The following is a 13,664-nucleotide window of genomic DNA, read 5'->3' as shown; positions in this document are numbered from 1 at the left end:
GGAGGAGAAATGATGGCGATTGAAAAAACCAATGAATTTGGAAAAATCAATGTTTCAAACGAAGCAATCGCAATGCTAGCTGGCGGTGTCGTGACAGAATGTTATGGTGTTGTTGGTATGGCCTCTCAGCAAGTCTTTAAAGATGGCCTTGCAGAATTGTTAAAGGGTGAAAATTATTCCAAAGGTGTAATTGTGCGTAAAGGGGATAACGGTTTTGATTTAGATTTATATATTATTGTAAGTTATAACGTTAAGATTTCAGAAGTAGTACTCGAAGTTCAAAAGAAAGCGAAATACATGTTAGAAAAAACACTTCAACAAAACTTTAATACGATTAATGTTTATGTTCAAGGTATTAAGGTTGTTCAATAATGAATACTATTAATGGCGATATCTTTTTGAAGATGCTTCAAAGTGGTGCCAACAATCTAACAAATAAGCATCATGAAATAAATGCTCTTAACGTTTTCCCAGTTCCTGATGGAGATACAGGAACAAATATGAATCTTACTTTTACAAGTGGCTTAACAGATTCTAAAAAAGCTGTTACATCACACTTAGGTCAATTATCCAAAACATTATCTCGCGGTTTATTAATGGGCGCACGAGGAAACTCAGGCGTTATCCTTTCTCAAATCTTCCGAGGATTTGCGCAATCCGTAGAAAATTTACAAGAAGCAAGTGTTATGGATCTTGCGGAAGCTTTCCAAAAAGGTAAAGAAGTTGCTTATAAGGCAGTAATGCGTCCTGTTGAAGGAACCATTCTAACTGTTTTACGTGAAAGTTCACAGGCAACCTATGAGTTTGTTCTTAAAAATCCAGAAATCTCAGTAATTGAGTTTTTTGAATGTTTAGTATCCGAGGCAAATACATCCCTAGATGGAACTCCTGAACTTCTACCAGTATTAAAAGAAGTTGGTGTTGTCGATAGTGGCGGTAAAGGTTATGTTACCGTTTTAGAAGGATTCTTAGCAGAATTAAAAGGAAACCCTATTGAACTTGAAGAAGGCGATGAGTCAAATCATGCAGCTGCTTCAGATTTCGAACATGATGAATTTGGTTATTGTACTGAATTTATCGTACGTCTCGATGAAGAATCAATCAACCGTTATAATGAAGACAAATTTAGAGCGCAACTAGAGGCACTTGGTAATTCATTAGTAGTTGTTACGGATGAAGATTTAGTTAAAGTTCATGTTCATACATTGAAACCAGGTAATGCTCTAAACTTAGCGCAACGCTATGGTGAATTTGTTAAACTTAAGATTGAAAATATGTCTGAACAACACAATACGATATTAGATGCAGAATCTAATGCTACTAAAGCACAAAAGCAACACAGCAAATATGCAATTGTTGCTGTTGCTGCAGGTACAGGTGTTGTGGATATGTTTAAAGAGCTCCGTGCAGAATATATTATCAGTGGTGGTCAAACAATGAACCCATCAACTGAAGATTTTGTTGCACTTATCAATAGTATCGATGCAGATCATATTTTTATCCTACCAAATAATTCAAATATTATTATGGCTGCAAAACAAGCTCAAGATATTTGTGAAGACAAAGATATACACGTTATTGAAACAAAAACGATTCCTCAAGGATTATCAGCATGTGTTATGTTTAATCCTGACGTAGATGTTGAAGATAATTTAACTGAAATGCTTGAAGCTGTTGCAAATACCAAAACAGGTCAAGTTACATACGCTATTAAAGATACGATGTTTGAATCCATTGAAATTAAACAAAATGATTTCATGGGAATTCTTGAAAAAGACATTGTTGTAACCAACCCTAATCGTTTAGAAACAACGAAAGCACTTTGTGCGAAGTTAATTGATGATGAAAGTGAACTTGTTACTTTAATCACGGGAGAAGATGTATCGGATGAAGAGGCCGAGACAGTTGTTGATTTTATTGAATCTACATATGATGTAGAAGTAGAATCACATCGTGGTGAACAACCAGTTTATTCATACATCATTGGAGTAGAGTAAAAGGGCTTAGCCCTTTTATTTTTTTATGAAACTCACGGATAAACAATTAAAAATCATTGAAACTTATGGTGCTGACACACCTGAAAGTTTCTTAATGGTTTTTCCCTATCGTTATGAGCGTCTGGAGGCGAAACCTCGAGATGCATGGCGACCAGGAGATACCGTTGTTTTTTCGGGACGATTATTGGGTGGTTTTAAAAATTTTACATTCCGTCGCAATCAATCAGTAACAAATTTTAAAGTTGTTTTTCAAGATGAGATTGTTCCTGTCGCGATTTTCAACCGACGCTATCTGAATACGCGCCATTACGAACACGGTATTGTGGTAGTTGGTGTCGTCGGAAAAGAAGGTAATATCACTGCGAAAACGGTAAGTAATAAGGATATTCAAGATATCGTTGGAATTAAACCGATCTATAGTCAAAAATCAGGAATTAAACAATATGAAATTGAGCGTTTAATCCTAAAGATTATGGAAAATGTATCGTTGCCCAACATTATACCTGTAGAATTTCAAGATCAATATAAACTTATGGATCGTTTTGATGCTGTTAAATCAATTCACATGCCACGAAGTGAAACAGAACTTCACCATGGTTTAAGAACACTTAAATATGAGGAGTTTTTAGCTTACCATCTTTCGATTACATTAAATAATAGTGATCGCGAGTATGGTGTCTCCAAGTTATTTGAACGCGCTAAGGTTCTAGAAGAAATTGAGATCTTGCCTTTTAAACTGACTGTTGATCAAAAACAATCTTTAGATGATATTCTTAATGATCTTGAATCATCTAAAAAAATGAATCGATTACTCCAAGGTGATGTTGGGAGTGGGAAAACTGTTGTTGCGTTTCTTGCTGCCTATGCAAACTATTTAGCGGGATATCAAGTCGCATTTATGGTTCCCACTGAGTTATTATTAATGCAACATGTTCGGTCTTTTCAGAAACTTTTTCCAGATATCAATTGTGTTGTGTTATCTCAAGGTATTGATCATCGAGACGACGTGATTCAAGCAATCGGTACTGGTGAAGCATCTGTTATTTTTGGTACGCATGCACTTTTTCAAAAAGACGTGGTCTTTCATAATCTCGGTCTTGCGATTATTGATGAACAACATCGTTTTGGTGTCGAACAACGTCGAGCACTCATCACAAAGGGAAAACGTATTGATACCCTCATGCTTTCGGCGACACCCATACCACGTACCCTTGCCGCGAGTTTATTCTTTGACCTCGATGTTTCTACGATTGCGACTTATCCAAGTCATCGAAAAGAAATCGAAACACATTGGATTCATGAAAATTCACTCCGTAGTATTATGAAGCCAATTCATGATCGTTTAAAGAATCAAGAGCAGATTTATATCGTTTGTGCAGCGATTGAAGAGGGTGAGCGGGCAGGTGTTAAAAATGTTCATACAATTTGTGAGAATCTTAAACCAGTATTCAGTAGTTATAATGTTGACTTTGTACATGGTAAAATGCCAAGTGAATTAAAGGCTTCGAAAATGCAATCGTTTGTTTCAGGGGATATTGATATTCTTATTAGCACAAGTGTTATCGAAGTAGGTCTTGACGTGCATAATGCCAATATGATGATTATTTATAATGCTGAGCAGTTTGGTCTTGCAACACTTCATCAGTTAAGAGGTCGTGTAGGGCGTGGTGGTAAGCAAGGTGTATGCTATTTGCTTAGCAGTAATGAAAGTGATGAAACAGCACATAGAATGAACGCGCTAGTTTCTTCCCATGATGGTTTTGAATTATCAATGATTGATATGAGACTTAGAGGGTTTGGAGATGTTTTAGGTCAACGTCAGTCGGGACTTCCAAACTTTATTCTGGGAGATATTATAAAAGATGAAAATATCCTTAAACAAGCTAAGACAGATGCAATCGCTATTTCTCAAAATTTAGATAATGCAGATTACCAAGAAATAATTGCGGATGTCGACCGCCGACAGTATTTTAAAACGACATAATGGTGTATAATATTATAAGGTGATAACATGACAAAATGGGATTTATTGGATTCTATGAAGATTCCATACTTTAATAAAGATTTAATTAATAATGCTTTTATTCATTCTTCTTATGTGAATGAGGCAGAAGAATTATTAGAAGATAATGAACGTCTTGAATTTATGGGCGATGCTGTATTACAAATTTGTGTATCAGAGCGTCTTTTTAAGCATCAAGATCATTTTAATGAAGGGGATATGACGCTTTATCGAGCAAAACTCGTTTGCGAAGATGCCCTTGCACAATATAGCTTAAAACTTAAACTCAATGATTATCTAATGTTGGGGATGGGTGAGGAAAAAAACGGTGGTAGAGTCAGAGTTTCAATTATCGCTGATTTATTCGAAAGTTTTATTGGTGCACTCTATTTAGATAGTGGTATCGATAGTGTTAATCGTGTACTTGATTCTGTAATGAATGATGCTTTTAATGAACTTGAATCCTTAAGTATTACGGATTATAAAACTAAGTTACAGGAGTATATACAATCTGACTCACGTAAGTCGGTCAGTTATGAAGTTATCAATGTTGTGGGTCCATCCAATGCACCTGAATTTGAAGTGGTTGTGAAGTTGGATGAACTTATTTTTGGCCAAGGAAAAGGCTTATCGAAAAAGAAAGCAGAACAAATGGCAGCGAAGGATGCATTTGAGAAACTTGTAAAATAAAAAAGGAGATGATATCGTGACCGAAATTTTTGACAAACTTGGAATTAATAAAAATTATTCGTTTCATTTTGAGGATGCGGACATTATCTCGTGTAAGTATAATCCAGAAAAAAAGAAATTGATTCTCAACGTGAAGGTAATGAATGCATTACCTTTTTCAGTCTATAGAGAGTTAACGAAAAAATTAAAATTGTATACAAAAACGGACGTTGAGCTTATTGTTCAGTCTAATCATTGTGAACTTGATTTTTTAAATATCAGTCAATATACGGATATGATTGTTCGTGCGAATAATTTAAGTGCTGTAAAAGAAGCATCGTTGCAACTTGTTGATAAACAGCTTAGGTTATTATGTATTGATCAGCATCACCAAGAAGCAACGTTACGAGAGTGTAATGCTTTGTGTGATGCATTAAAATCATTGGGTATTGATCTTGAAGTGGATGCGGAAATTTCAACGGGAAGCCTTGAAGATGAGGTATCCGAAATGCCTAAAATTGATAAAGTTGAAGTAGTTGATCGAAAAGTTGTTTCCAGAGTTCCGAAACGACGAAATGGTAAAGGAAACTATAATCCGATAAAAATGAGTTTACTTACGGATGAAGCACGTGATGTTTCGGTAGCGGGTAAAGTCTTTGATGTAGAAGTTCGTGAAACAAGAACAGGGAAATTCATTGCGAAGTATTATTTAAGTGATGGGGAATCTGCAATTTGTGTTGTTGATTTTGCGGACACTGAGGAAGAAATCATTTCCAAAGGTATTTGTATCCGTGTTTTTGGAACCTATGTGTTTGATGCGAAATATGAACGTGATTACATTTTCAAGATGGATCGTTATGAGGAAATTGATAATATTTTCCGTCGTTTTGATACAGCTGATGAAAAACGTGTCGAGTTTCATTTACATACGAAGTTTTCTGAGATGGACGGAATTAATGATGCCTCAGAATATATGGCGCAAGCTTTTGAATGGGGCCATCCGGGTATGATCATTACAGATCATACCGGTGTCCAAGGTTTTCCGAAAGCATATGGTAATCTTAAAAAATTACGATCGAAATATCCGAACCATGAATTTAAATTGGGATACGGTGTTGAGATGAATATGGTTGATGGTGAGCTTAAAATTGTTTCGAATGCTCATGGTGAATCACTTCAAACAGGATCCTATGTTTCTTTTGACTTGGAAACAACAGGTCTTTCAAATTATTATGATCACATCATTGAATTTGGAGGGGTTTTAATTGAAAATGGTCGCGTTGTTAAGAAGATGCAAACATTTATAAAAGCACCGGTTCCGGTTAGACCTTTTATTCAAGAACTAACCAATATAACGGATGCAGATCTCGTGAATGCGCCATCAATTGAAGAAGCGATGGATGAAATTTTAGAATTCTTAGGCGATCATGTGCTGGTGGCCCATAATGCGCAGTTTGATATTGATTTTATTCAAGAAACACTTCGTAGAATAGGAAAAGAACCAATTCAAAATGCAGTGATTGATACTTTAGATTTATCACGTGCACTCTTTGATAATCGACGCTCATATCGTTTGGGAAGTATTGCACGATTTATGCGAATTGGTTATGACGAAGGTGTTGCTCACCGTGCTGATTATGATGCCGAAGTATTATCGCTTGTATTCTTAGAAATGTTACGTCTTGAGCAATTGAGTACGATGCAGACGATTGATGATCTCCAATCTTTAAATAATGAATCAAGTTTTAAAAAATTACGGAAAAGTCATTGCACTGTAATTGCTAAAACACAATCCAGTATTAAAGATCTATATCAATTAATAACCCTTTCGCATACAAAATATCTTGCGTTTTTTGGTAAAACGTCAAAAGGGGATGCGGTCATGGCAGAGCCAAGAATTTTAAGGCGTGAATTAGAACGATTCCGTGAGAATTTACTAATAGGAGCAGGGTGCACCAATTCTGAACTCTTTGAAATTGCTATGAATAAAAGTCAAGAAGCACTTGAGCGTTGCGTTGCGTTTTATGATTATGTAGAGATTATGCCTTTAGACTTATATGCTCCTTTGTTGGAGAGTCAGGCAATTGAAAGTGAATCACGTTTACTAGATATTATTAATCGTATTATAGCGACAGCTACAAAGCTCAATAAACCGATATTAGCTGTTGGGAATGTACACTATAACCATCCTAGTGAAAAAGTAATCCGCGATGTTTACATCCATTCACAGGGGATTGGTGGCTCACGTCATCCCTTATATATTTTTAACGAACAACGCCGAATGGCTTTCGAGGCCCCGAACCAACATTTTAGAAGTACCAATGAAATGTTGGATGCATTCGCATTTCTAGGTGCAGATAAAGCCTACGAGTATGTCGTTAAAAACCCTGTAAAATTATTAAATGAAATTGAAGATATTTCACCCAAGAAAAAAGAGTTGTTTACACCTCATCTTGAAAACAGTGATGAGCTCCTCAAAGATATTGTTTACCATAATGCGCATAAGCTCTATGGAAATCCACTCCCTGAACTTGTTCAGGCACGAATTGAACGAGAACTTAAATCAATTTTTGGAAATGGTTACGGTGTTATTTACTATATTTCTCATCTTCTTGTGAAAAAGTCGCTCGATGACGGTTATCTAGTAGGGTCTCGTGGTTCTGTTGGTTCTTCTCTTGTTGCTACGATGGCTGAGATTACCGAGGTTAATCCGCTTGCGCCTCATTACGTTTGTGATAATTGCCATTACAATGAGTTCTTTCTAAATGGTGAGTACTCTTCGGGATTTGACTTAGACCCTAAAGATTGTCCGAATTGTGGCAAAGCGTTACATTGTGAAGGCCAAGATATTCCGTTTGAAACGTTTTTAGGATTCGAAGGTGACAAAGTACCTGATATCGATTTAAACTTTTCAGGAGACTACCAGGAATTTGCACATGCATACACCAAAGAAATATTTGGTGAGGAATATGTTTATCGAGCAGGTACGATATCAACGGTTGCGCAAAAAACTGCATTTGGGTATGTTCTGGGTTATCACGAGAGTATGAATATTACAAATAGTAATAATGCATGGAATACCTATCTTGCCATAGGAGCAGAAGGGGTTAAACGAACAACAGGACAACATCCTGGTGGGATTATTGTTGTTCCAGACTATATGGATGTTCATGATTTTACGCCTATTCAATATCCAGCAAACAATCCGGATTCTACGTGGTATACAACACATTTCGAATTTCATGATATTGATGATAATGTACTTAAACTCGATATCTTAGGACATGTGGATCCAACAGCGATGAAAATGTTAGAACGTTTAACCGGTGTTGATATTCATGATGTACCGATGAATGACAAGAAAACCTTATCACTTTTTGGTTCGACAGAGGCCTTAGACGTCGATGAGCGCAAATATCATGAAGTCACTGGTGGATTGGGATTGCCCGAGTTTGGAACTCCATTTGTTCGTGGAATGCTTGAAGCAACGCGCCCGAATAAGTTCTCGGATTTAGTGCGTATATCAGGTCTTTCTCATGGAACCGATGTTTGGCGTAATAATGCTGAAGAATTAATCAAACAAGGATTAGCGTTTGATAAGGTAATTGGGTGTCGAGATGATATCATGGTTGATCTCATGCATTATGGTCTTGAAGCGAAGGAAGCATTTACCATCATGGAAAGTGTTCGAAAAGGACGCGGACTTACCGATGAATGGATTGCTTCCATGAAACGAAATAATGTACCTGAGTGGTATATTGATTCGTGTCTAAAAATCAAGTACATGTTCCCTAAGGCGCATGCTGTAGCCTATGTTATGATGGCAATTCGTGTAGCGTGGTTTAAGGTTTATTATGCGAGAGCTTATTATGCAGTGTACTTTACATTGCGGGTAAACGCTTATGAGATTGAAACGATGTGTGCATCACAAGAAATAGTCGCAAGTCGTTTAAACTCAATTAATATGCGGTTAAAGAGTTTTGATACCAAAAAAGATGTAACAATTAAAGAAAAAAATCTAATTGATACACTGGAGGTAACACTTGAACTCCAAAGTAGAGGGTATAAAGTAAGTCCTCTAGATTTAGAGTTGTCAAAGGCTACGGAGTTCAGTCTGGATCCCCGCGATGATAAAGCAATTCTTCCACCGTTTAACGTAGTGGATGGTTTGGGTGATAACGTTGCCCGACAACTTGTGAAAGCACGCGAAGAACAACCATTTATATCCAAAAAAGATCTGATGACGCGAGGTGGAATTAGTTCTACTTCGGTCAAAAAACTGGATGAGTTGGGTGTTACTTCCCATTTACAAGATAGTAATCAGATGAGTTTGTTTTAGAAGATTAAATGACTTAAATTTATCTATTTTTAACTGCTGAAACTGGATGCATAGATTTGCTTTTACCTCGGTTTAAGTGTATAATATGCATATACTTTGAAACAGAGGAGTGGTTAAGCCACTCCTTATATATTGTCTAAGGAGCGATTATGGAAAAGTATTTAGAGAAAATTAAACCAACTGCAGAAGCACTGGGACTTGATATTATTGATGCAGAACTCATTAGTAATGAATTACTTGAATTGAGTATTGCACGTAAAGACTTCAAACCTGTGGATCTAGAAATCTGTGCGAAGGCTGGTGAAGCATTTGGTGAAGCATTGGATTATGAGATTGGTCTTGATGTAGGTTCTGCAGGTGCAGAACGTGTCATTCTTGAAGAAGATTATGATAATGTTGTTGATCAATACGTATTAATTAAATTTAAAAATCCAATACAAGGTGCTGACTATGTAGAAGGAACAGTAATATCCGTAGACGAAAACGAGGTTGTTGTATCTTATAGACAAAAAACAGCATTAAAGAAAATTGCAATTGAACGTTTAAATATTAAAATGCTAAGATTAGCGGTTAAAGTTTAAGGAGATAGTGAAATGAACGTTAAAAATGTTATATTAGCGATGCAAGAAATTGAAGATAATCGCAATATTTCAAAAGAGATTATTATTGATGCATTACAAGACTCACTGATTAAAGCGTATCGCAAACAAATTGGTGTTCCTGATGCACTTGTCGATGTAATCATTGATGAAAGAACTCAAGAAATGAAATTATTCCATAAATTTCTCGTGGTTGAAGAAGTTATGGACGATGAATTAGAAGTTGGAATTACAGAACTTCCTGAAGGTGCAGAAGGACTTCAAGTAGGCGAGTACTACATGATTGAAGAACCAATTGTTGAATTAGGACGTGCTGCAGCGACACTAGCGAAAAATGTTATTAAACAAAAAATTCGTGAAGCTGAAAAACAAGCTGTTTATGATGAATATATTGATCAACTCGGCGAAATGATTATGGCAATGGTTGAAAGTGTTGAAGAAAAATTTGTTGTTCTTAACTTAGGTAAATCTTTAGCAGTTATGCCTCGTGCTGCACAAATTGAAGGCGAAACATACCGTGAAGGTCAAACGCTTAAAGTTGTAATCACTGATGTTAACCGCGATACAAAAGGTGCTCAAATCCTTGTATCACGCGCTGATGCGATGCTTGTACGTCGTTTGTTTGAAAATGAAGTTCCTGAAATTTTTGAAGGACAAGTTGAAATCAAAGCGATTGCACGTGAAGCCGGTGAACGTACAAAAATTGCAGTTTATTCACATGATTCAGATATTGATCCTATTGGAGCATGTATCGGACCACGTGGTAGTCGTGTTCAAGCAATTATTGAAGAACTTAAAGGTGAAAAAATCGATATCTTTGAGTGGAGCGATAACATGGTTGAGTTAATCAATAATGCACTCGCTCCAGCAGAAGTGATTGCTGTTTATCCCAATGCGGATAATAAAGGCCTTGTTGTTATTGTTGATGATAATCAACTCTCACTAGCAATCGGTAAACGTGGTAAAAATGCCCGTTTAGCGGTACGTCTAACGAAACAACGTATCGATATTAAATCAGTGTCTGAAGCAGAAGCAGATGGTATTGATTATGTTTCACTAATGGCTGCTTACGAAGCTGAAATACGTTCTAAACAAGTACAAGAAGAAGTGAATGAAGAACTTGTAGTTCGAACTGAAGTTGAAGCAACTGTTGACGCAGAAGAAATTGTTGAAGTTGAAGAAACAGCAGATCTTGCAGAATCAATTATTGAAGAAGTTCAAGAAGTTGAACAAACAGAAGTAACGGATGTAGTTTCTGAAGAAATTATAATCGAAGAAACTGAAGAATCAGAAGAAGCAATTAAACTTGATCGCAAAGATGTTTTCAAACCACGTACAGATTATGTATCTAAATTTGAACAACTTGCAGATGCATCACGTAAAGAAGAACAAGATTTACGCCGTCGTAGACGTAAACCAGAACGTGAAGAAGATAAGCCAGTTAATACTAGTGAACTTCTTAAAGAAAAAGAGTATGATATTCTTCCTGAGTATTCACCTGAAGAGCTCAAACAAATTGAGAAACAACAGGCAGCTGAATCAAATTCATGGTTAGAAGAAGAAATCGACTTTGATGAATTTGATGAGTACTACGACGCCGAATAATCTTAGGAGGTGTGTAATGAAAAAAGTACCATTGCGCAAGTGTATCGTAACTGGAGAACAACATCCGAAGGGTGAAATGCTTCGTGTTGTTTTAACACCAGAAGATACAATTGAAATAGACCCAAGTGGCCGAAAAAATGGGCGCGGAGCATATTTATATGTGACGGAAGAGACCATTGAGAAAGCTCAAAAGTCTCGTGCTCTTGAACGTGCACTTAAAACAAAAGTTCCGGTTGAAATCTATGAGGAGCTTAAGAACTATGTTCGATAAACAAAAAATGTTAAATACACTTGGTTTATGCCAACGTGGACGTAAATTAGTTTACGGTGATGAATTGCTTCCAGCAATTACGAAAAACAAAGTGTATGCAGTTGTATTAGCGGATAATGCATCCGAAAGAACCCGAAAACAAATTCAAGATAAATGCAACACAGCGGGTATTCCTGTAATAGGCGGAATAACACGTGAAGAGTTGTCATGGTCAATTGGTATGACAAATCGTGTTGCTGTAGGGGTAAGTGATCGTGGTTTTAGTAAAGTATTTAAATCTTACTTAGTAGAAAGAGGTGACGTAGTAAGTGAGTAATAAAAAAAGACAGAGAAATAATAAAAACAAACAAAATCGTAATAATAAGCGTCCCGCTCAGGACAACTTTAAACCGAAAGATAACGTCGTAATTTCGGAAATTGAGTATACTGATGGTATTACGGTTAAAGATTTATCAGAAAAAATTAATAAGAGTCCAGCAGAAGTCATCAAGCTCTTATTTATGATGGGAACAATGGTTACGATCAACACTTCTTTAGATGATGATACAGTTCAGTTAATTTGTATGGAATACGAAGTTGAAGCAACTCGTGTAGAACCAGTAGATGAATTAACACTGGATGATGAAGAAAAAGATGATCCAAAAACACTTGAACAACGTCCTCCAATCGTTACAATTATGGGTCATGTTGACCACGGTAAAACAACGACATTGGATACAATTCGTAATACAGATGTTGTTGCAGATGAATTTGGTGGAATCACACAACATATTGGTGCTTACCAAATTACCCATAAAGGGAAAAAGATTACATTCTTAGATACTCCAGGTCACGAGGCTTTCACAGCGATGCGTGCTCGTGGAGCAAGTGTTACCGATATTGTTATTGTTGTTGTAGCTGCTGACGATGGTGTCATGCCACAAACACGTGAAGCAGTTGATCATGCTCGTGCAGCGAATGTACCGCTTATCGTAGCTATCAATAAAATTGACAAACCAAATATCAATATTGATCGTGTGTATTCAGAATTCAGTGATCTTGGAGTTATGCCAGAAGAATGGGGTGGAGACACTGTATTCGTTAAGATTTCTGCTAAATCAGGCGAGGGAATTGAAGAGTTACTTGAAACAGTTCTTGTTGCTTCTGAATTAGAAGAATTAAAAGCAAACCCAAATCGTTTAGCGTTTGGTACTGTTATTGAAGCGAAACTCGATAAAAGTCGTGGACCGGTTGCAACCTTACTTGTTCAAAAAGGAACATTACGTCAAGGTGATCCAGTTGTAGTAGGTACTACATTTGGTCGTGTACGTAAAATGGTTGATAACCGTGGTCGTGAGTTACAAGAAGCATTACCTTCAATGCCAGTTGAAATCATTGGTTTAAGTGATGTTCCAATTGCGGGTGATTCATTTAGAGCGTTTAAAGATGAAAAGAGCTCACGTGCTGTTGCAGATAAACGTAACCAAGCTCGTATCTTAGCGGATCGTAATCAAACAAGTGCATTAAGTCTTGATGATTTATCACAACAAATTGCTGATGGTGAAATTCAAGATATTAATGTTATTCTAAAAACAGATGTTCAAGGTTCAGCAGAAGCTGTAAAAGCATCGCTAGAACGAATTGAAGTTGGTGATGGACATGATGTTCGTGTAAACGTAATTCGTGCTACCGTAGGTGGAATTACCGAAAATGATATCATGCTTGCATCTGCATCAAATGCAATTATTATAGGATTTAATATCCGTCCTACTGCAGCGATTCGAAAGAAAGCTGATGAAGAGGGTATTGAAATTCGTCTCTACAATATTATCTATAAAGCAATTGAAGCTATGGAAGCAGCGATGAAGGGTATGTTAGCGCCTGTATTCGAAGAAAAAATCTTTGGACAAGCTGAAGTACGTGAAATCTATAAAGTTTCTAAAGTTGGTACAATTGCTGGATGTATGGTTACAGATGGTAAAATGCTTAAAGAATCTGGAGTACGCTTAATGCGTGATGGTGTTGTTATTTATGAAGGACAAATGGCTTCATTAAAACGATTCCAAAATGATGCAAAAGAAGTATCTCAAGGATTTGATTGTGGTATTACTATTGAAAACTATAATGATATCAAAGAAGGCGATGTTATTGAATCATTTGGTGAAATTGAAGTTGAACAAAAGTAGAACAGAGGTAATTTAAT

At 36.5% G+C, this 13,664-nt stretch carries 10 protein-coding genes; all 10 read left to right on the top strand.

The genetic code is table 11. From position 1 onward, the window contains the following. Positions 1-12 precede the first annotated feature (12 nt). The gene (locus EL194_RS07770) at positions 13-372 is read left to right on the top strand and encodes an Asp23/Gls24 family envelope stress response protein (protein ID WP_016357183.1); all 360 of its coding nucleotides are present in this window, start codon (positions 13-15) and stop codon (positions 370-372) included. Further along, a complete protein-coding gene (locus EL194_RS07765) occupies positions 372-1,997 on the top strand; it encodes a DAK2 domain-containing protein (protein ID WP_003773733.1) in 1,626 nt (541 codons plus the stop codon). Before EL194_RS07770 ends, EL194_RS07765 begins: the two co-directional genes overlap by 1 nt. Positions 1,998-2,022: 25 nt before the next feature. Then, complete coding sequence (locus EL194_RS07760) at positions 2,023-3,981, top strand: ATP-dependent DNA helicase RecG (RefSeq protein WP_003773731.1); 1,959 nt, start codon at positions 2,023-2,025, stop codon at positions 3,979-3,981. Between the two features lie 27 nt (positions 3,982-4,008). Next, complete coding sequence (rnc, locus tag EL194_RS07755; RefSeq protein WP_003773729.1) at positions 4,009-4,689, top strand: ribonuclease III; 681 nt, start codon at positions 4,009-4,011, stop codon at positions 4,687-4,689. Between the two features lie 16 nt (positions 4,690-4,705). Continuing rightward, on the top strand, positions 4,706-9,007 hold the full coding sequence (locus tag EL194_RS07750) for a PolC-type DNA polymerase III (protein WP_003773727.1): 4,302 nt from the start codon (positions 4,706-4,708) through the stop codon (positions 9,005-9,007). Positions 9,008-9,156: 149 nt separating this feature from the next. Beyond that, positions 9,157-9,588, top strand: coding sequence for a ribosome maturation factor RimP (locus EL194_RS07745; RefSeq protein WP_003773725.1), 432 nt, complete (start codon positions 9,157-9,159; stop codon positions 9,586-9,588). Between the two features lie 12 nt (positions 9,589-9,600). Beyond that, positions 9,601-11,211: a transcription termination factor NusA gene (gene nusA / locus EL194_RS07740; RefSeq protein ID WP_003773724.1), complete on the top strand. Its 1,611-nt coding sequence runs from the start codon at positions 9,601-9,603 to the stop codon at positions 11,209-11,211. A gap of 16 nt (positions 11,212-11,227) precedes the next feature. After that, entirely contained in the window at positions 11,228-11,482 is a 255-nt protein-coding gene (rnpM, locus tag EL194_RS07735) for an RNase P modulator RnpM (protein WP_003773722.1), read from the top strand. After that, positions 11,472-11,798, top strand: a complete 327-nt coding sequence (locus EL194_RS07730) for a L7Ae/L30e/S12e/Gadd45 family ribosomal protein (RefSeq protein ID WP_003773719.1) — start codon at positions 11,472-11,474, stop codon at positions 11,796-11,798. The genes rnpM and EL194_RS07730 overlap by 11 nt, the downstream gene beginning before the upstream one ends. After that, positions 11,791-13,647 (top strand): translation initiation factor IF-2, encoded by a 1,857-nt coding sequence (infB, locus tag EL194_RS07725; RefSeq protein WP_003773717.1) that lies wholly within the window; start codon positions 11,791-11,793, stop codon positions 13,645-13,647. The genes EL194_RS07730 and infB overlap by 8 nt, the downstream gene beginning before the upstream one ends. Positions 13,648-13,664 lie beyond the last annotated feature (17 nt).

This window comes from Erysipelothrix rhusiopathiae, from assembly GCF_900637845.1.
GTDB classification, from domain to species: domain Bacteria; phylum Bacillota_I; class Bacilli_A; order Erysipelotrichales; family Erysipelotrichaceae; genus Erysipelothrix; species Erysipelothrix rhusiopathiae.
This window is presented reverse-complemented; position numbering and strand designations above follow the sequence as displayed.